The organism is Mycobacterium sp. 852014-52450_SCH5900713 (genome assembly GCF_001667075.1).
GTDB lineage: Bacteria > Actinomycetota > Actinomycetes > Mycobacteriales > Mycobacteriaceae > Mycobacterium.
On sequence record NZ_LZIL01000008.1, the window covers coordinates 1 to 17,963 of the forward strand.

The following is a 17,963-nucleotide window of genomic DNA, read 5'->3' on the forward strand; positions in this document are numbered from 1 at the left end:
GGCACCGGACTGCCCGGTGCCGTTGGTCTCCCCCGCCTCGACGTGGCTCAGGGGGCGCGGGACCAGGTGGCTGGCCGGGGGCGTCGGCAGCGGTGCGACGCTGGGCGCGGGCGGGGCCTGGCGGTTTTCCAGGCCGGTCAGCGTGTAGGCCACGCCGCCGATCGCCGTCATCGCCACCAGGGCGGACATGCCGATGATCAACTGCGACAACCGAAGGCGGCGCCACGGCCGGTCCGGGGGCGGGTCGATCACGTTCAGGCGCATCGACCAACCGGACGGGCCGTCTTCGTCGTAGGTTTCGCCGCCGAACCGCAACCGCACGTCGCCGGGGTATTCGGTCTGCGACCACGCCAATTCGCGATCCGTCAACGCCTCGTCGTCGATCACCAGCACGTCGCCGGCACCGAGGTCGACGACCTCATTGGTGGCGTTGGCGGACGCCAGCAGGCCGATCGACGTCCGCGTGCGCAGGCTCAGCTCGTCACCGCGGGACGCCAGCAGCAGCGCGCCGCAGGCCGCCGCGAGTGCGGGCTGCGACGGCGTCAGGACCGGGATGCGTCCGTGCACCGAAAGCCGTTCAGCGACAAGCGGAATGTGTGCGCCCCCGCCCACCGTCACCACCGCAGCCAGGTCCCCCCAATTCTTGCGGTAGCGCACCAGCATGTCGTCGAAGGCGTAGATGAAGCCGGTCAACCGATCCGCCATCAGATCTTCGAGATCGTCGCGCTTGAGCGTGAAGCTGCAGCTGCGTTCGCCGAGCTGGGCAGCGATTTCGGTGACCACGTCGGTGGACAGCCGCTCCTTGGCCAGCCGGCACTGTTCCCTGAGGTCGCCGAGTTGCCCGACGGCGGCCGTACTGCCCGGGTCGATCCCGCTGCCGCGACCCAGCTCCTCGAAGACCCGCAGCAGCAGCTCCTGATCGATTTCGTTGCCGGACAGAGCCGCGTAACGCATTGTCGCGGTGACGAGTTCGAAATCACCCGCTACGTTCACCAGCGTCGCCGACGTACCGCCGCCACCGAAGTCCAGCAGCCCCACCACACCTTCGTCGGGGAGGCCGAGCTCGGACTTCACGGCGGTCAGCGACGCGATCGCATCCGAGACGAGCCGGGGCGCCATGCCGCTGCGGACGAATCCCAGATGCGTCCGTAGACCGTCGCGCAACGCCTGCACGGTAACGGGTTTCCAGTACGCGGGCACGGCAATGGAGATCTCCGAGCACGACGCGTCCGCGCCGGCGGCGCGCACCATCGCGTCCAGGGCCTCCACCGTCAGCAGTTCCGGGTCGTGCGCGGACCCGTCAGCGGACACCAGCGCCACCGATTCACCGATGCGCTCGACGAAGCCCTTCATCATCACGCCGGGCTCGGCGAGATACGAATTCTCTTCGGGCAAACCGACTTCCGGCGCGCAGTGCGGGTAAAGCGCCAGCACCGAACGCCGGATAACCGGTGGACTTTCGTTGCGCGCAGCGACCAGGTTCGTGGTCCCGATCGACAACCCAAGTGGGTCGTACATAGAGCGAAAACTTTCGTCTATAGGGGTCGGTGGCCAGCGTTAACCATAGTCGCGGACACGCCCAAAACCGATGGCCTGCAACATCATCGGTATCCGGTCGATGCCACCTCGTCACCGAAGTGGTACCGCTGACCCCTTGACAAATTGACGCGGTTGCTCACACCACGGTCAGCGGCAGTGATCGTCTCGGCTCAAACTGGAATGTCGCTCCGCCGCTCACCTTTGTTACCGACACCTCGGGCAGTTCGGCGGCCGCGGTGTCGGTTTCGACCAGTTCCGCGGTCCACTCGGTGTTCGTGCCGCTGACCCGGGCCTCGATGTGCGGGTCGACGGCGGTGGCGATCGCCTGCAGGGGTTGCACCGATTCGGGTGAGCACAGCGCGATCCATGCGGCGTCGTCGTGGGCCGGCGAGCGGTGCACCACGAGCCGGTTGGCCGTTTCCGCGCAGACGTAGCCGGCGGGGTTCAGCAGGGGGTGCAGTTCGAGCACCTGCAACACGCCTTCGATGCCGCCGGGCAGCCCCAGCGCGCGGTGAATGCGCTCGGCGGCCACGCCCGCTATGCCGGTCAGGCCTTGCGTGCACACCGACACGGCCTGGGCGTCGTCGGCGGCGCGGGCCCGGACCGCGATGGCGAACGACAGGTAGAGCAGGTGCATCTGCAGACAAACCTCGTCGGCCATCCGGACCAGCGCCGAATGCGAGAAGCCGGTGAAGTCGAAGTCCGACAGCAACGGGCCGGAGTAATCCGCCTTGCCTTCGTCGGAGCGGTCGATCGGGTCGAGTTCCCATGTGGCGGCTCGGGTTTGGTACACGACGTCCAGCGCGGGAATGCTCTTGGCCTCGGGGTGGGACTCGTCGATGATGACGGTCCACGCGCAGTGCGGCTGGCGGTCCTTCGGTGTCCGCGGCGGCCGGTGGATGGGGCGCACCTGGGCGCGGGCGTTGGTCGCCACCGCGGTGGCGTCGAAGGTCGGGTCCTCGATGGTGTGACACATGCCGAACACGTACTTCTCACCCATCGGCTCCACGTCGAGCAGCGCGCCGCAGTGGTCGAGCTGGAATTCGCCGTGCCAGCGGTCGTGCACGGTGTAGCGGAAGTCCATGAATTGCGGTGGCGCGCCGATGTCGAGCTGCAACCCCTTGAAAATGGTCGGCACGTCGTTGCCCTCGAAGTTGAGTGCCCGCTGCATGCGCCGGGTGTAGATGGGACTGGCGCCCGCCCACTCCTCGATGGCGATCTGCACCATCTCGTCGCGACCGAACGCGCTGATGCACCAGGCCATGCCCGAGCGGTCGATCAGTTGCCCGATCAAGAGCAGTTCGGGAACCAGGACGGCCAACTGCTCGCGGGTCAACCGCGCATAACGGGATCGGCTCACGGCCCAAAAATAGACTTGGCTATGTTATAAAGTCAACAATGTCGATTGCTGCAGGTCAGGCCGGGGGTTCGGTGGGCCCCACCCGGCGCACCACGGCGCCGCGCAAGCGCGGCGACGACACGCGCGCGAAGATCATCGACGAGACGGTCCGCTGCATCACGGAGGAGGGGTTCGCCGCCGCGACCGCCAAGCACGTCGCCGAACGCGCGGGCGTGACGTGGGGCGTCATCCAGTATCACTTCGGCGATCGCAATGGCCTGTTGATGGCCGTCGTGGACGACGGGGTGGACCGGCTGATCGAGAGCCTGTCGGCGGCCGATGTCAGCGAGTTGCCGCTGCGCAAGCGCATCGAGGTGGTCGTCGACACCGCGTGGAGCTGCTACAGCAGCCCGACGTCGACGGCGGCGTTCGAAATCCTGCGGGCGACCCGCGGCGGGCCGGGCGAGTCCCCGCGGCGCCATCTGCTGGAAATGAATGCGGCCATCGGGCAGCTCGGGCGGCTGATCACCGACGATCCCGCGAACGCCGGTGTGGCCGAAGTCATCTGGGCCACGCTGCGAGGCGTGGTGCTGGCGCAGATGGTCACCGGGACCGCCATCGACTGGAGCCTGGAACGGCGCGCCCTGATCGACATGGTCACCCGCTACCTCTCCGACGGTCGGGGCCACCGCGACACGTAAACCACGCACAAGACCCGCCGCGCGATGTGACCGTGGCTCAAGTCTCGGCGACGCCAGCTCTTCGATGCGAGCGCAAGCGGCTCATCACCGTGTGCTGCAATGACCGGATGAGCACCCTCACCCTCGACGAACTGGCCGATATCGAAGCCATCAAGCACGTCAAATACCGGTATCTGCGCGCGCTGGACACCAAGCACTGGGACGACTTCGCCGACACGCTGGCCGCGGACATCAAGGCCGACTACGGGCCGTCGATCGGCAACGAGTTGCACTTCACCAACCGCGACGACCTGGTCGAGTACATGCGTACGTCGCTGCCCGCCAACGTCATCACCGAGCACCGGGTGACCCATCCGGACATCATCGTCGACGGCGATACGGCAACGGGCAGTTGGTATCTGCAGGACCGGGTGATCGTCGCCGACTTGAACTTCATGCTGATCGGTGCGGCCTTCTACCGCGACACCTACCGACGCACCGACGCCGGCTGGAAGATCAGCGGCACCGGCTACGACCGAACCTACGACGCCACGATGTCGTTGGAGGGCATGAACTTCACGCTCAAGCCCGGTCGCGCGCTGGCCACCGACGCCTGACGCGCGCTACTTGGTGATTGCGATCACCGCTCCGGGCCGCAGCCATTTCATGATCGACACCAGCTGAGCGTCGTCGACGGCGACGCATCCCTCGGTGGGTTTCCCGTCGGTGGTGTGGAAGAAGAACGCCGAGCCGCCGCCCGGGGTCTTGTTCTTGTTGACTCCCATCACGACCGCGTGCTTGTACTGCGGGATTTGCAGATTCTCGCTTTCGGCGGTGTTGAACGGGCACTGCGCCTTCTGGCACACCTGCATGGAGTTGAAGGTGGGGCTGTGGTCGTCGCCGCTCCACCAGTGGTTGGCGCCGACCTGGGTATACGGCAGTCCGGTACCGGGATTCGGCGCGGTGCCGAACGCGGAGTCCAGGGTGTACACGCCCATCGGAGTGGCCGGCACCCCGCTCTTGGCCTGGGGCGCCATACCGTCCGAACCGACATGGGTGGGGATCCCCGTCCGCAGCGCCTGCCACCCGGCGGCGGAGCGCTGATAGATGTCCATCGTCGCGTTCGACCCGCCGGTGCTCATCACCGAAACCACCTGCGTGGCATTGCCGACCGCGTTCGCGAACCAGGGGGCACCCGCCGCGGCACCGATCGGCGCCAGCGCGAGCGACACGAAAACTGCGCACGCCGAAGCGGCCAGCGAAGCGAGCAGTCGGCGCATGACCTTTATCGTCAAACCCCAACGGCGCGGGGTCAAGTAAAGCTTTAGACCCGGTTAGGTCACCGCGCCGTGACCAAATCCCCCGCGTCGCACGGCTTTCGGAAGGAAGCCCGGCTCGGCGGCCGAATTACCGTGAAACACATCAGGAAATACAGGTAGCCCAGCGACCAGCCCGCCAACACATCGGACGGGTAGTGCACGTTCAGTGCCACCCGCGAGACCCCCACCGCCAGCACGCTCAGCGCGACCAGCGCGATCGCACCGCGGCGCACCGCCCGGTTCATCGCCGGCAACGCCAGGGACAGCGCCGCGAGCAGCGCGGCCGTCGCCTCCAGCGCGTGCCCGGACGGAAACGACGTCTCAGCCGCGGCCACCAGCATGGTCGACGGCCGTGGCCGGTCCACCAGCGTCTTGGCCGCCACCGTGACGAACCCGCTCAGCGGCGCACACGCCAACAGCAGCAAGCCCGCGCGCACCCGGCGCATGATCAGGGCGGCCACCGCCGCCAGCGTGCCCAGCACCCGCAACGGGACCGGACCCAGCGCAAAGGAAACATCCGCCCAGAACCGCACCCAGAACGGGTGTTTGACCGCGCTGTCGCGCGCGGCGTCCAGCAGTGACCAGTCCATGCGCTGCTGCCAGTGCCAGTGCTGCGAGTAACCCACCCACATAAGCGCGTACACCGCCACAGCGGTCACGGCGATGCAGGCGGCCGTAGTGATCCGCGATCGGGTCATGACCCCCACGGATACCAGCTGCACCGCGCACAGCGGCGGGCGGCCTGACCACGCGGTCGCCGGCGCCGGTCCATACTGGCGTCATGGCCGTATTTGTCCGTAGGTTGTTCGGCATCGGCAAGCTGCCCGACGACGTGTACGCGCAGGTCGAGGCGGAAGGCCTTATCCACCTTGCCGACTACGTCCCGGTGACCCGGCGATTCCGCGGCGCCATCCCCGGCGTGCGATTGCCGCACAGCGTCGCCAGCTACACGGGTTCGCTGGTGTTCAGCTCCGAGCGGGTGCTCGCCACGTTGTCCATGTTGCCCAGGCTGGCCGGTCCGACCGTCGACGTCCGCTGGGACGCGGAGCACAACGGATCGGCGCAGGTCGAAATATCGTCGACCGGTTTGCGGGTCGACGTCGACGTCAATCGGGTCGACCCGAAGTTCAGCGGCGAACTGTCGCTGCACTACAAGGTCGCCATTCCGGCCGACGTGCTCAGCGGCCTGCCGCGGCGATCGCTGGCCTTCGACATGCCGCCCGACTACGTCTTTCGCGCGGTCGGCGTTACCTATAGTCCGTGACGGTCATCCGCGGCCAGGGCGGTTGCCGCAGAACCGCGAGGCTGGCGATCACCGCCGCCAGCAGGCCGGTCATCACTCCGATCAGCGCGATTCGATTCCCGTCCACGGCGGGCGTCCAGGACGCCTCGCCGTTGCGGATGACGAAGACGCCGCGGGGTTTGACGACGGGGATCACGGTGGTGCCGTCCGGTGTCTGATAGGGCTCGCCGTACACGCGGCCGGCGGCGGGGTCGCTGGGCAGCTGGTCGAGTGCGTCCAAGGGCTTCACGGCACACTCCTTTCTCGGATGTTCGCCGGGTCCGTGCTGCGGACAGGGTTCACGCTAACGCGGATTTCCTACGATGACTCCCGTGAGCGAGGAGGGCTTCAGCCCGCAGGAGCGCCGCGCCGTCTATCGGGCGATCTCCGAACGACGGGACATGCGCCGGTTCTCACCGGGCGTGGTGGCCGAGGACGTGCTGGCCCGCCTGCTGCAGGCGGCCCACGCGGCGCCCAGCGTCGGCCTGATGCAGCCGTGGCGTTTCATCCGCATCACCGATGACGGGCTGCGGCGGCGCATCCACGCGCTCGTCGACGACGAGCGCCCGCTCACCGCCGCGGCCCTGGGCGAGCGGGGCGAGGAGTTTTTGGCGCTGAAAGTCGAAGGCATCCTGGAATGCGCCGAGCTTCTGGTGGTGGCGCTGGGCGACGACCGGGAGCGGCATGTATTCGGCCGGCGGACGCTACCGCAGATGGACCTCGCGTCGGTGTCGTGCGCGATCCAGAATCTGTGGCTGGCAGCGCGCGCCGAAGGCCTTGGCATGGGCTGGGTTTCGCTGTTCGATCCGCACCGATTGGCGGCCATGCTCGAGATGCCCGCCGGGGCGGAGCCGGTGGCCATTCTGTGCCTGGGGCCGGTGCCCCAATTCCCCGATCGGCCCGCGTTGGAACTGGACGGCTGGGCCGTCGCCCGTCCGCTCTCGGAGTTCGTCTGCGAGAACCGCTGGAGTCGGCGCGCCCAGGGTCCCCCCGAGTAGCTGCGGTATCGTCGCCGGTCGCGGGCAAATCGGAGAGGTGACGCAATTGGCGCCGGGCGAAGCAGCCGACCGACAGGACAACGTGCTGATCGTGCACTGGCACGATCTGGGGCGCTATCTGGGCGTCTACGGCCACCCGGACGTCTCCAGCCCCCGGCTGGACCGCCTTGCCGCCGAGGGCATCCTGTTCACCCGGGCGCACGCCACGGCGCCGCTGTGCTCGCCGTCGCGCGGATCGCTGTTCACCGGCCGCTACCCGCAGACCAACGGCCTGATCGGGCTGGCGCACCACGGCTGGGAATACCGCAACGGCGTGCGGACGCTGCCCCAGATATTGACCGATGCGGGTTGGTACTCGGCGCTTTTCGGCATGCAGCACGAGACGTCCTACCCGCAGCGGCTGGGCTTCGACGAGTTCGACGTGTCCAACTCATACTGCGAGTACGTGGTGGACAAGGCGGGCGAATGGCTGCGCGAGGGCACCGAAGATCTCGGGGGCCAGCCGTTCCTGTTGACCGCCGGCTTCTTCGAGACGCACCGGCCGTATCCGCGGGACCGCTACGAGCCGGCGGACACTGCGGAGGTCGACCCGCCCGACTTCCTACCCGACATCCCCGAGGTGCGGGGCGACCTCGCCAGTTTCTATGGGGCGATCGCGACGGCCGACGCCGCGGTCGGCCGGCTGCTGGACACGCTGGCCGAAACCGGGTTGGACGCCACCACCTGGGTGGTGTTCTTCACCGATCACGGCCCGGCGTTCCCCCGCGCGAAATCCACGCTGTACGACGCGGGAACCGGCATCGGCATGATCATCCGGCCCCCCACCAGCCAGGCCATCACCCCACGCGTCTACGACGAACTGTTTTCCGGCGTGGACCTGCTGCCGACGCTGCTGGGCCTGCTGGGTCTCGACGTTCCCGACGATGTCGACGGGGTGTCGCACGCGCGCGCCCTGGTCGCCCCGGACCCGCACGCCGTGCCGGTCCGAGACCGCGTGTACACGACGAAGACCTATCACGACTCGTTCGATCCCATCCGCGCGATTCGCACCAAGGAATACAGCTACATCGAGAACTACGTGCCCCGGCCGCTGCTCGACCTGCCGTTGGATATCGAGGAGAGCCCGTCCGGGATGGCCGTGGCGCCGTTGGTCACCGGCCCGCGCCCCGAGCGCGAGCTCTACGACCTGCGCACCGACCCCAGCGAGACCACCAACCTGCTGGCCGGTGACGTCGCGGGTGCGGACGAGATCGCGGCGGATTTGGCTGTCCAGCTTCATGATTGGCGCCAGCGCACGGGTGACGTCATCCCGTCGGAGTTCGCCGGCACCCGCATCTCCGCACGTTACACCGAGACGTACCTGCAGATTCATCGGATGAAGCCGACCTCCCGGTCGGCGATCGCCGCCGAACGCGGCATCGAGAAGGAAGCGAGCGGTTAGCCGGCGGAGCGCCGCGAGCCGCCGACCTCGGCGACCATGAACACCCGCCGGAACGGGAAGATCGTCGTGCCGTCGGCCCGGGGCGGGTAGGCGTCGTCGAGCAGCGGGATGAGTTCCTCGCGGAACCGCTCCCAGTCTTCGGCGCTCAGCCGCTCGCGCACCGGAACCAGCGCCGTCCCGGTGATCCATTCCAGCACCGGATTGTCACCGGACAACTGGTGCAGGTAGGTGGTCTCCCAGACGTCGACCTTGCATCCGGCGTCCAGCAGCAGATTGGCGTACTGAATCGGCGGCTGTACCACGGCACCGACACGAAACGGTATGTCACGCATCACTTTTGCGTAGGGCTCACGCCGGGCCAGGGTCCGCACCGTGGCGTGTGACGGGGTCTCGAAGTTGCCCGGAATCTGGACGGCGATCCACGAACCGGCGGGCAGCTCGTCCACCCAGCGGACCAGCAGATCGGCATGCTCGGGCACCCAATGCAGCGCGGCGTTGCTGACCACGACGTCGGTATCGGGCTTGGGCTTCCAGTCCCGCAGGTCGCCGACGACGGCGTCGATGCCGCGTTCCTTTGCCGCGGCGACCATCTCCGGCGAGGTATCCATCGCCTCGATCACCGCCTCCGGCCAGCGCCGCGACAGGTACTTGGTCAGGTGGCCGGGCCCGCAACCGAGATCGACGACCCGCCGGGCCCGCTCGGCCCCCACCCGTGACAGCAGGTCGTAGAAGGGCCGGCTGCGATGGTCCGCAAAGGCCAGGTAGACATCTGGATCCCACATGTCGGTCCTCCTGATCAACGCGCCGTCGCCAAGCCGGCAGTAGACCAACCGTATTACCGCATGGCGCCCCGGCGCCGCCCAACTGGCCCCGGGAGCGGCGCCCGCCGGTTAGCATCGGCTTTCGTGGCGCCCGACACTTCGATTGATCCGCCCATTCCCGTTCCGGACATTCCCGGTGCATTCAAGGGTGCTGACGTACCGCTCGACGTCGGCGGATTGCCCCCGAATTCCGCGTTGTCCCCCCGCCAGCGCATGGTAGTCGAGGGCTCCGCCATCGGCGACCTCGCCCTGCGCACCTGGGTGTCGTCGCTGCTTACCGCGACGGTGGCCCCGGCCGTACTCGCCGCCTCCCTGCGGCACCCCGATGCCGGCGCCGAGCGCGCCAACCTGAACTTCTACGCCGAGCTGGGCGCGCAGCGCGACCCGGTGAAGTCGTTTCCCGCGCCGAGGAAACCGCCGCGGGTCACGTCACGGCCGGCCAGCCCGCTGACCGAGTGGGTCGCCGGCGGCACGGTGGAAAACATCGAATTCGAAAGCAGTTTCACGGCCATCAACCCCGCGATGCGCGAGCAATGGGGGGCGTGGAAGTCCAACAACACCGTGCGCGCGCAGCACTGGCGCCACGACGACGGGCCGCGTCCCACGCTGTGTGTCATCCACGGTTTCATGGGGTCGTCGTACCTGGCCAACGGGCGGTTCTTCGCGCTGCCGTGGTATTACCGGTCCGGTTACGACGTCCTGATGTTTACCCTGCCGTTTCACGGCAAGCGCGCCGAAAGGCTATCGCCGTTCAGCGGTTTCGGCTATTTCGCCGGCGGCCTCAGCGGTTTCGCGGAGGCGATGGCCCAGGCGGTGCACGACTTCCGGTCCGTCATCGATTACCTGCGCGGCACCGGGGTCGACCGGATCGCGCTGACCGGCATATCGCTGGGTGGTTACACCTCGGCGCTGGTGGCCTCGGTCGACGACCGGCTCGAGGCCGTCATCCCGAACTGTCCCGTCGTCACCCCGGCGACTCTGTTCGACGAATGGTTTCCGGCCAACAGACTCGTGCGGCTGGGGCTGCGGTTGTCGCACATCAGCCGCGCGGAATTATGGGACGGGTTGTCCTACCACTGCCCGCTGACCTATCGGCCGCTGCTGGACAAGGACAGGCGGATGATCATCACCGGGCTCGGCGACCGGATGGCGCCGCCGGACCATGCCGTCAAGCTGTGGGAGCATTGGGATCGTTGTGCGCTGCACTGGTTTCCGGGCAGCCACGTGCTGCACGTCAGCCAGCTGGACTATCTGCGCCGGATGACCGCGTTCCTGCAGACCGTCATGTTCTAGCGGCTTCGGTGGCCGGCTCCTCGCCCGCCAGGGTCGGCCAGTCCAGCTCCGCCAGCAGGGCCGCCGGGGCGGCGGTGTGCCCGTCGAGCCGCCGCGTGGACAACAGATCCAGCGCCTCGAGCGCGGGCCGGTGGTTGCCGTGCTGCGGGATCAGCCCGGGCAGCGGAACCGTCCGCTCCGGTGGCGTGTCGGTCAGGAAGGCACACGCGGCCGCGACGGTGTTGTGGGTCCCGTCGCCGGCGATCTCCAGCGCCATGCACGTCTCCCGCGCCGGATAAGCCCGAATCGACTCCAGGGTCTCGGCCAGCTCACCGTTGACCTGAACCTGGTATGCCGCAAGGTAATCCGATGCGCCGCGCTGCACCGCGGACCACCTCTCGCGGGGGTTGGAGGTGAGCAACCGTGGGACGTCGTCGGGCGCGACGCTGTTGACTTCCCAGCCGAACTCCCGCAGGTGGTCGGCCAGCCGACGCGCCGTCACCTGCGCGGTCTCATGCAACGGGATGCGCGCGGAGCGGGCGCGCAGCGCGGCCAGGTTGTCGGTGGCCGATATCGTGAGCCCGATCCACGTCTCGCGTCTGGACGCATCGGATGCGTTGTCGCGACTGGTGATCCGGATCTTGTCCGCGCGGATGCCGTAGCGGTCCAGGTAGCGGGCGATCAAGGGCAGCGGCAACGCGTCGGCCGCGTCGCCACCCGGCGCCCCGATCCGAAGCAGCGCGGTTGTCGCGGTCGCAGAAGCGAATTCGGGTGCGGTCACCTCGCCGCGTCCCATGATCGCCAGCCGGCGGCGCAGCAGCGTGGTGAAATACAAACCGCGCCAGCAGCCGAACAGCATGAGCACGACAGCCGCGGCGATGCCGAGCAGCCAGTAATCGCGCAGTGACCGCCACGGGTACGCCATCACCGCCGGGACGACGGCCAGCAACGCCAGCGTGATCCGGCCGGGTCCGGGGGTGGGTGTCCAGCGCTGCAGGCTCACGGGGTGGGGTCCTTTCGTCGGCGGGTGGCGGTGGTGGCGACCGCGCCCGCGACTGCGACAAGCACAGCCAGTGCGGCGGTTCCGGCCAGCGCGACGGTCCGCGGGGTGGTGTCCTTGGGCGCGGGTGCGGGCGGGACGGCGACCGGCTTGACCGGCGAGGCAGGAGGCTGATTGCCCACGGGCAGTTGCCAGGTCAAGGCCGCCACCGGGTCCACGCTGCCGGTACCGATGACGTTGGACGGCGCCCGGGCGCCGTTGTGCGCGGTCGCGGTGATGCGATGCACGATCTGTGTGGCGTTGAGGTCGGGGTATTTGCTGCGGACCAGCGCCGCGACGCCGGCCACATAACCGGCCGCATAGCTGGTGCCGCTCAAGGCCACCTGCTGCTGATGCTCATCGGGCAAACCGTTGGCCAGGCCGCCGCCGTCGGCGTTGCCGACCGAGACGATCCGTTCGCCCGGCGCCGCGATGCCCACCCACGGGCCCGCCATGGTGAACTTCGACGGCTGGCCGTCCGGTGTCAGGGAGGCCACGGACAGCACGTAGGGCTGCCAGACGGACGGGATGGAGATCGAGGTGACACCGGCCCAGTTGCGCGGATCGTCCGGGTGGCTCAGGTCGGTGAGCGGGTTGGACTCGCAGGACGTGCCGCCGGCGACCGATCCGGTCGGCCCGGTGTTGCCGGCGGCGGCCACGATCACCGCATCCTTGTCCACCGCGGCGTAGCGAATCGCCGCGCCGAGGGCGGCCTGGTCGACGGACCGGTCGGCGGGCAGGCAAGTGAGCGTGGAGATGTCGATCACCCGGGCGCCCAGGTCGGCCGCGTGCACGATCGCGCGGCTCAGCGTGGCGACGTCCGAGGACGCCCGTGCCATCAGCGGGTCGCCGCCGGGGGTGCGGGGCGAGTACTTGGCCGACGTCGTCCTGATCGAGACCACGCGCGCCGCGGGCGCCACACCGGCGAAACCGTCGTCGCCGGGCTGGCCGGCGATGAGGCCGGCGATGAGGGTGCCGTGGCCGTCGCAGTCGGTCAGGCCGTCGGTCGTCTCGACGAAGTCACCACCCGGATCGACGTTGGGCAGCCGCGGACCCGGCCGTACGCCGGTGTCGAGCACCGCCACCAGCTGGCCATCACCACGCGAGAATTGCCATGCCCCAGAAAGATTCAGCGTCGCCTGGCTGGGCGTGACGGCCGCGGGATCGCTGCCGGGGATGACCCCGGAGACGCTGCACGGGCCGCGCTGCTCCATCGGCTGCACGGGGCCGGGGGCCCCGTTCGGCGGCGGGACGCCCGGATCGACCTTCGGCTGATCGATGGCCAACGCCGACGGACACGTCCACAGCACGGCCGCCACAGCCGCTGCGAGACAAGCCGATCCGGACCGGATCATCGATTGAGTATCCAGGTGAAGATGCCGACCAGGTAGGCCATCACGGGGATGAGTGACGCGTCGAGCCCGGCCGCGACGAAGCCCACCAGCCGGCGCACCGGAAGCGGATAGCTCTCCGGCTCGGCGATGCGCGGGTTGAGCGCCACCACTACCCAGACCACGGCCAGCACGACGAGCACCAGCGCCGCACCAAGGGCGGCCCCGAAGCGCCCGGTCGCGGTGTAGAGCACCAGCAGAACGCCCCCGGCCAGGTAGGGCTGCGCGAGCAGCCACGCCTTGCACGCGGCCGAATCCCATACCCGGGCGCGCAGGACGGATGTTGCCGCCGTGGCGCCCACGATGTACCAGCCGACGCCGCTCAGCGCTTCGGGGCGCAGTGCGATCGCCACCGAGCCCAGGACACTGAGCAGCACTGCGGCAGCGATGAATCCGTTCTGATGGGCATCGCTGATCCGCACCCGGCGCGGCAGATCCTCGAGCACCCGCAACGAGGGGGCCGAGGGGGTGGGGTCGCCGGGCGCGGGGATGACCGGCAGCGGGAAGCGCGCCCACAGCGCCGAGAGTTGAGCCGCCTCGACGGTGACCAGCAGCGCCGCGACGATCAGCCCGCAGCCGATGGCGAGCGGCCGCAGGTGCCAGAGCATCCCGGCGCCGGCGGCCAGCAGCACCCCCGCTCCCACCACCGCGGTCGCGGTGAAGAATCCGACGATGCGCTCCCGCTCCGCGCTGGGCACCATCAAAGCGATCAGCGACCACGCGGTGACGCCGGCCGCCGCAAGCATGATGTGCGCCGGTCCGAACCGGCCGGGCACCGCCAATGCCAGCGCGGCACCGATCGGCACCAGCGCGGCGATCGTGCACGCCGCCCCGGTGCGCGGCGAGCGCGCCGCGACCAGCAAGCCGACGATCGCGGTCACCGCCGCGACCGCGCTGACCGCGACCAGCCCGGCCAGCGCGCCGGTGGCGACGCGGTAGGTGACCGAGAGCCCGGTGGCCAGCAATGCGACAGCGAGCAGAGCGGCCAGCGCGCCGCGCTGGATATGCGTTGCGCCCCACGGCTTCAGTCGCGAGGTCGAGAAGATCATGGCGGCGTCGGCGATGTCCTCGACGATGCCGGGAGCCGCCTGCCCGACGGGCACGGGCTGCAGCGCCAGCAGGTCACCGTCCACGACCCCGACGGTTTCCAGGCTGGCGTCCAGGCTGAACGGCGCGCCGCCGATCGGGGCGAGACTCAGTTGGGTCGCCGCGCCGAGGTCGGCCGTCCCTCGGGCGGTGTCGTCGGAATCGCCATTCGATGTCGTGGGAACCACCAAACGCTGGACGGCGGGCAGGATTTCCCGCAGCGGCAGCTCGGCGGGCAACGCCATTTCCGTCAGCCGGCTGTCCGCGAGGATTGCCACGCGGACGATCGGCATCACGGCGCCGGACGTCACCGGACCCTCGAAACACGCTGGGGCCTTACCTGAAACATCGTTGCTCTCTTCTCTTTAAGGGGTTATGCGTGTTGTGCAGTGAAATCTCTGGCCAACCGGTGGCCGGAGAACCATTCGGAGTCCGGCAGTAACGCGGTCAGCTGTTCGAGCGCGACGGCGATCGCGAAGGGTGTGCCGGGGGCGAACGTCGACACCCACTCGCCGTCGAATGCGCGGGACGGACTGACCAGGACCCGTCCCGCGGCCGCGTCGACGATGCTCATCCCCACTTCGGTGGTGGCGTGCCGCCCGTCGCGGTGGCAGCCGGCTACGATTTCGACGTAGCTGCGCGGTCCGTTGAACACCGATTCCACCACCCGCCGCGCCGACGGCGGGATACCCAGGTAGTCAACGACTTCGGCCAGGGAGGCACCCGAGCGCAGCCGCTCGTCGGCCCGCGCTCCGACCCGCGTCGGCATGCTGAACTCGTCGAACCGGGCCGGCGGTTGCTGCGCGAGGCCGACGCCGAGGACCGGAACCAACGCACGCGGGTCGTCGATGTCCATGGCGGTGAACGTGATCAGCTGCGCGCTGCGCAGCGCCACGATCGTCCTGTCGGTGGTGGCAGAGCGCTGCGCCACGATGCCGCGCAGCAGGTCCCCGGTGCCGGTGTCCTTGGCGGGGCCCACGTAGCGCAGGTCGAGCCATCGTTCCGGGAAGCACACCACCCTGATCCAGTCGGCCACCGCCGGGTGGACGACCCCACCCTCCGATACCAGACCCAACTGGGTCAGCTCGGCCTTCTGACGCTCGAAGAACGCGTGGCGTTGCGCGGCATCGCTATAGGGCGAGGTGATCGCGAGCACCCACGGGAAGCTACCCGCCCCAATGGTTTCCGCTATGAACCACGCGTGATCGACCGTCAGCTCGACGGCGTTCGGCTCAGTGTTCATGAAACAAGAATTAACCGCCCCATTTGGCGGCTTCAGCCTGGTCCCGGGCGAGCATGGACATGGTGTTGGATTCGTGGGTGCTGGCCATCGCCTGGTAGGCGCGCACCAGGCTCTCCATTGCCTGGTTCCACTGGGCCTGCCACGCCTGGTAGGTCATACCGGTGTCGCCCTGCCAGGCGTTCGACAGCGTTGCCTGCTCGCTGGCGATGTCCGAACCGAGCCCCTGCAGCGTGCCGGCGTAGCCGGACATGTCGGCGGCGTGGCTCAGCATCGCCGGGTAGTTGTACATGATCTGGGACATGACAAGTCCTTTCGCGGTTGATGGCGTTTGAAGCGGCTGGATCAGAAGGCGGTGTAGCCGGAAGCGGCGGCGGCGTCGGCGGCCACGTAGGTGCCCGCGGCGTCGCCGAGGTTGGCCTGTGCGATGTCCAGCAGGGTGTTGACCCGGGCGGCGGCTTCGACGAAGCGGGCGTGCGCGGCCTGGAACGCGGCCGAAGACTCGCCCTGGTGGAACGCCTGCGCCGACATCGCTTCCTGCTCGGCCTGGCTGATGGTGCTGCGCATCAGGGCCGCCTTGGCGCTGAATGCCGATTGCGCGGCCACCAACTGTGGAATATGAGCGTCCAACATACTCATGTTGATTCCTTTCCGTTCGTTCTCAAGGGGTTTCGCTGACTGACGAGCATGGTGCCGACTGCGTTAGCCCCCTTCCCTCGGCTCCGTCGGATGCGCCGGGTCTCGGTCCGCGTCGTGGTCCCAGGTGCCGGGCATCATCGGTATCCTTGGGCCGCCGCCGAATTCGCCGTCGGTGAGCTTGGTCAATCCGGCCGCGCGGAAGCCGTTTTCCTTGCGCGCGGTTCCCGCGAAGCCCAGCGTTCCGGCCCCCGCGCCGGATGCCATTGTCGCGGCCAGTCGCTCCTCGTCGCCGTAGTCCGGTGGTATGCCGATGTCGGACTCCATATCCAGGTATTCGTCGCTGTGGTCGCGCATTGCGGCGCGCCGGCGCCGCCTCGCACGCGCCGCGGCCCGGCTGGCCGCCGCCGCCCCGGCAGCCGGGATGGTCGCCGCCGGCGCCTTAGCACCACCGCGACCGCCCACCGTCGGGCCGATGCCGGGGTCCGGGTCGCCGCCATAGGCGACCAGGTAAGCGAGAGTGCTCGGTGCCGGCGCCGCGGCGGGTGCGGGAGCCGCACCGGAGCCCGCGGCCACCGAGGTGGCCGGAGCCCCAGCGGGACTCGCCACCGTCGGGGCCAGCGCAACCGCCGGCAGCGACGACGCCGGCCTGGTCGACGTCACGAGCGGTGGCGCGGCGGCGCCGGCCGCCACCGGCGCGATTTCGGCGGGCGCGGAGAGCAAGGAACTCAGTCCGATTCCGAGTAGCAGCGGCATGAGGAAGGGTGCGGTCAGGATCGCACCCCAGGTCGGCCAGCCGACGGCGTTGAAGAACACCTGGTAGGCGACGAAGAACAGCAGTGGACCGTTGGCGGCCAGAAACGCCGGCAGGTTGGAGAAGAAGTTCTGCAGCATCTGCTGAATGTTCTGGAAGAAGTCCTGCAGGAACTTGGACAACTGCTGGATCAGGTTCTGCCACCAATCCCCGGGCGTGTTCTGCGAGGCGTTGGCCGCGAGACTGTTGGCGTCACCGCCCGGACGCACGATCGACGGCGCGGGGGCGCTGCGTGGCGCGGCGGCGAGCGCCGCCCCCGAGGTGGCCTGATAAGCGCCCATCACGGTGGCGGCCTGGACCCACATCCGCGCATAGTCGGCCTCGTTGAGCGCGATTGGAATCGTATTGACACCAAAGAAGTTCGTCGCCACCAACACCCCGTGAACGGCGTGGTTGGCGGCCAGCTCCCCCAGCGTCGGCATCGCCGCCAAGGCGGCCGTATACGCCGCCGCCGCGATCTCTTGCTGCGCGGCCACGCCGGCGCTGTCGGCACTGGCCTGCTGCAGCCACGCCAGATACGGCGCGTGCGCGGCCGCGTACTGCTCTGCGCTGGGTCCCTCCCACGCCCCCGCCTGAGTCTCCCCCAGCACCCCGGTGAGTTCGGCTGCCGCCGTTGCGTATTCGGTGCTCAACGCGGTCCACGCGCCCGCGGCCGCCAGCAGCGGCCCCGGTCCCGGACCGGCGCTCAGCAACGTCGAATGCACCTCGGGGGGCGAGGCCATCCAGACGAAAGCGACGGGCGACGTCATTCTCAGGCGCCCGCGGACCCGTACGTCGCGGCGGCCGCGGTGTCTCCGGCGAGATAGCTGACGCCGGCCTCGCCGACGCCCACGCCGGCGCGGCCGAGCTCTTCCACGCCCTGGGCGGCGACAGCGGCGTGCTCCTGGCCCTGCGCACTGAACCCGACGGCCGTCTGCAGCGACACCGGATCCACCGCCGGCGGTACCACCGCGGTGATGGCCGGAGCGGCCGCCGCATGGGCGGCGGCCAGCCGCGCCGTCAGCGCCTCCACCGCGGCGCTGGTCGCGGCCAGGCCCTCGGGAACCACTCGCAACGTCATGACTCT

Annotated in this window: 20 protein-coding genes; 6 read left to right on the forward strand and 14 right to left on the reverse strand. The window is 69.0% G+C overall.

The genetic code is table 11. From position 1 onward, the window contains the following. Positions 1 to 1,518 (reverse strand): Hsp70 family protein (locus A5773_RS02450; RefSeq protein WP_156744701.1); only part of this gene is annotated, 1,518 nt, incomplete at its 3' end. 157 nt (positions 1,519 to 1,675) lie between these two features. After that, positions 1,676 to 2,899, reverse strand: coding sequence for a hypothetical protein (locus A5773_RS02455; RefSeq protein WP_066947487.1), 1,224 nt, complete (start codon positions 2,897 to 2,899; stop codon positions 1,676 to 1,678). 38 nt (positions 2,900 to 2,937) lie between these two features. On the opposite strand from A5773_RS02455, the gene A5773_RS02460 reads away from it, so the two are divergent. Together A5773_RS02460 and A5773_RS02465 are read left to right on the forward strand one after the other, a co-directional pair. Beyond that, positions 2,938 to 3,579 (forward strand): TetR/AcrR family transcriptional regulator, encoded by a 642-nt coding sequence (locus A5773_RS02460; RefSeq protein WP_066947484.1) that lies wholly within the window; start codon positions 2,938 to 2,940, stop codon positions 3,577 to 3,579. 107 nt (positions 3,580 to 3,686) lie between these two features. After that, positions 3,687 to 4,175: a nuclear transport factor 2 family protein gene (locus A5773_RS02465; protein WP_197505452.1), complete on the forward strand. Its 489-nt coding sequence runs from the start codon at positions 3,687 to 3,689 to the stop codon at positions 4,173 to 4,175. A 6-nt stretch (positions 4,176 to 4,181) separates the two neighbouring features. Here the strand turns inward: A5773_RS02465 and A5773_RS02470 are convergent, their stop codons facing one another. Next, positions 4,182 to 4,838: a L,D-transpeptidase gene (locus tag A5773_RS02470; RefSeq protein WP_066947478.1), complete on the reverse strand. Its 657-nt coding sequence runs from the start codon at positions 4,836 to 4,838 to the stop codon at positions 4,182 to 4,184. A 59-nt stretch (positions 4,839 to 4,897) separates the two neighbouring features. Beyond that, the gene (locus tag A5773_RS02475) at positions 4,898 to 5,575 is read right to left on the reverse strand and encodes a phosphatase PAP2 family protein (protein WP_066947684.1); all 678 of its coding nucleotides are present in this window, start codon (positions 5,573 to 5,575) and stop codon (positions 4,898 to 4,900) included. 83 nt (positions 5,576 to 5,658) lie between these two features. Here A5773_RS02475 and A5773_RS02480 point away from each other — a divergent pair, with 83 nt between their 5' ends. Then, positions 5,659 to 6,141, forward strand: coding sequence for a hypothetical protein (locus A5773_RS02480; protein ID WP_066947475.1), 483 nt, complete (start codon positions 5,659 to 5,661; stop codon positions 6,139 to 6,141). On the opposite strand, the gene A5773_RS02485 is transcribed toward A5773_RS02480, so the two are convergent. Further along, positions 6,125 to 6,409 carry a hypothetical protein gene (locus A5773_RS02485; protein ID WP_066947472.1) on the reverse strand — a complete coding sequence of 95 codons (285 nt, stop codon included), beginning with the start codon at positions 6,407 to 6,409 and terminating at the stop codon, positions 6,125 to 6,127. The genes A5773_RS02480 and A5773_RS02485 overlap by 17 nt on opposite strands. 73 nt (positions 6,410 to 6,482) lie before the next feature. On the opposite strand from A5773_RS02485, the gene bluB reads away from it, so the two are divergent. Both bluB and A5773_RS02495 read left to right on the forward strand, forming a co-directional pair. Then, on the forward strand, positions 6,483 to 7,157 hold the full coding sequence (gene bluB / locus A5773_RS02490) for a 5,6-dimethylbenzimidazole synthase (protein WP_066947469.1): 675 nt from the start codon (positions 6,483 to 6,485) through the stop codon (positions 7,155 to 7,157). A 37-nt stretch (positions 7,158 to 7,194) separates the two neighbouring features. After that, complete coding sequence (locus A5773_RS02495; RefSeq protein ID WP_066947466.1) at positions 7,195 to 8,598, forward strand: sulfatase; 1,404 nt, start codon at positions 7,195 to 7,197, stop codon at positions 8,596 to 8,598. On the opposite strand, the gene A5773_RS02500 is transcribed toward A5773_RS02495, so the two are convergent. Beyond that, entirely contained in the window at positions 8,595 to 9,380 is a 786-nt protein-coding gene (locus A5773_RS02500; RefSeq protein WP_066947464.1) for a trans-aconitate 2-methyltransferase, read from the reverse strand. The two genes, A5773_RS02495 and A5773_RS02500, sit on opposite strands and share 4 nt — an antisense overlap. 123 nt (positions 9,381 to 9,503) lie before the next feature. On the opposite strand from A5773_RS02500, the gene A5773_RS02505 reads away from it, so the two are divergent. After that, positions 9,504 to 10,712, forward strand: a complete 1,209-nt coding sequence (locus A5773_RS02505) for a S9 family peptidase (protein ID WP_066947461.1) — start codon at positions 9,504 to 9,506, stop codon at positions 10,710 to 10,712. Here A5773_RS02505 and eccE read toward each other — a convergent pair. The 8 genes from eccE to A5773_RS02545 form a co-directional block, all read right to left on the reverse strand. Beyond that, positions 10,702 to 11,694, reverse strand: a complete 993-nt coding sequence (gene eccE / locus A5773_RS02510; protein ID WP_066947458.1) for a type VII secretion protein EccE — start codon at positions 11,692 to 11,694, stop codon at positions 10,702 to 10,704. The two genes, A5773_RS02505 and eccE, sit on opposite strands and share 11 nt — an antisense overlap. Further along, on the reverse strand, positions 11,691 to 13,085 hold the full coding sequence (gene mycP / locus A5773_RS02515; RefSeq protein ID WP_066947455.1) for a type VII secretion-associated serine protease mycosin: 1,395 nt from the start codon (positions 13,083 to 13,085) through the stop codon (positions 11,691 to 11,693). Before mycP ends, eccE begins: the two co-directional genes overlap by 4 nt. Then, positions 13,082 to 14,500, reverse strand: coding sequence for a type VII secretion integral membrane protein EccD (eccD, locus tag A5773_RS02520; RefSeq protein ID WP_156659217.1), 1,419 nt, complete (start codon positions 14,498 to 14,500; stop codon positions 13,082 to 13,084). Before eccD ends, mycP begins: the two co-directional genes overlap by 4 nt. 80 nt (positions 14,501 to 14,580) lie before the next feature. Then, positions 14,581 to 15,450 (reverse strand): ESX secretion-associated protein EspG, encoded by an 870-nt coding sequence (locus tag A5773_RS02525; protein ID WP_066947449.1) that lies wholly within the window; start codon positions 15,448 to 15,450, stop codon positions 14,581 to 14,583. A 10-nt stretch (positions 15,451 to 15,460) separates the two neighbouring features. Continuing rightward, the gene (locus A5773_RS02530) at positions 15,461 to 15,751 is read right to left on the reverse strand and encodes a WXG100 family type VII secretion target (RefSeq protein ID WP_066947446.1); all 291 of its coding nucleotides are present in this window, start codon (positions 15,749 to 15,751) and stop codon (positions 15,461 to 15,463) included. Between the two features lie 41 nt (positions 15,752 to 15,792). Then, positions 15,793 to 16,086: a type VII secretion system protein EsxG gene (esxG, locus tag A5773_RS02535; RefSeq protein ID WP_066947442.1), complete on the reverse strand. Its 294-nt coding sequence runs from the start codon at positions 16,084 to 16,086 to the stop codon at positions 15,793 to 15,795. A 63-nt stretch (positions 16,087 to 16,149) separates the two neighbouring features. After that, positions 16,150 to 17,646 carry a PPE family protein gene (locus A5773_RS02540; protein WP_066947434.1) on the reverse strand — a complete coding sequence of 499 codons (1,497 nt, stop codon included), beginning with the start codon at positions 17,644 to 17,646 and terminating at the stop codon, positions 16,150 to 16,152. 2 nt (positions 17,647 to 17,648) lie between these two features. Continuing rightward, positions 17,649 to 17,957, reverse strand: a complete 309-nt coding sequence (locus A5773_RS02545) for a PE family protein (protein ID WP_066947430.1) — start codon at positions 17,955 to 17,957, stop codon at positions 17,649 to 17,651. Positions 17,958 to 17,963: the final 6 nt, after the last annotated feature.

What these genes read in the sequence shown, in the direction of transcription:
- A5773_RS02525 (WP_066947449.1), bottom strand. Translation starts at nt 15,450, where the DNA reads ATGAACACTGAGCCGAACGCCGTCGAGCTGACGGTCGATCACGCGTGG.
- mycP (WP_066947455.1), bottom strand. Translation starts at nt 13,085, where the DNA reads ATGATCCGGTCCGGATCGGCTTGTCTCGCAGCGGCTGTGGCGGCCGTG.
- A5773_RS02530 (WP_066947446.1), bottom strand. Translation starts at nt 15,751, where the DNA reads ATGTCCCAGATCATGTACAACTACCCGGCGATGCTGAGCCACGCCGCC.
- A5773_RS02465 (WP_197505452.1), top strand. Translation starts at nt 3,687, where the DNA reads ATGAGCACCCTCACCCTCGACGAACTGGCCGATATCGAAGCCATCAAG.
- A5773_RS02480 (WP_066947475.1), top strand. Translation starts at nt 5,659, where the DNA reads ATGGCCGTATTTGTCCGTAGGTTGTTCGGCATCGGCAAGCTGCCCGAC.
- A5773_RS02460 (WP_066947484.1), top strand. Translation starts at nt 2,938, where the DNA reads ATGTCGATTGCTGCAGGTCAGGCCGGGGGTTCGGTGGGCCCCACCCGG.
- esxG (WP_066947442.1), bottom strand. Translation starts at nt 16,086, where the DNA reads ATGAGTATGTTGGACGCTCATATTCCACAGTTGGTGGCCGCGCAATCG.
- A5773_RS02475 (WP_066947684.1), bottom strand. Translation starts at nt 5,575, where the DNA reads ATGACCCGATCGCGGATCACTACGGCCGCCTGCATCGCCGTGACCGCT.
- A5773_RS02545 (WP_066947430.1), bottom strand. Translation starts at nt 17,957, where the DNA reads ATGACGTTGCGAGTGGTTCCCGAGGGCCTGGCCGCGACCAGCGCCGCG.
- A5773_RS02500 (WP_066947464.1), bottom strand. Translation starts at nt 9,380, where the DNA reads ATGTGGGATCCAGATGTCTACCTGGCCTTTGCGGACCATCGCAGCCGG.
- A5773_RS02470 (WP_066947478.1), bottom strand. Translation starts at nt 4,838, where the DNA reads ATGCGCCGACTGCTCGCTTCGCTGGCCGCTTCGGCGTGCGCAGTTTTC.
- A5773_RS02540 (WP_066947434.1), bottom strand. Translation starts at nt 17,646, where the DNA reads ATGACGTCGCCCGTCGCTTTCGTCTGGATGGCCTCGCCCCCCGAGGTG.
- bluB (WP_066947469.1), top strand. Translation starts at nt 6,483, where the DNA reads ATGACTCCCGTGAGCGAGGAGGGCTTCAGCCCGCAGGAGCGCCGCGCC.
- eccD (WP_156659217.1), bottom strand. Translation starts at nt 14,500, where the DNA reads ATGCCGATCGTCCGCGTGGCAATCCTCGCGGACAGCCGGCTGACGGAA.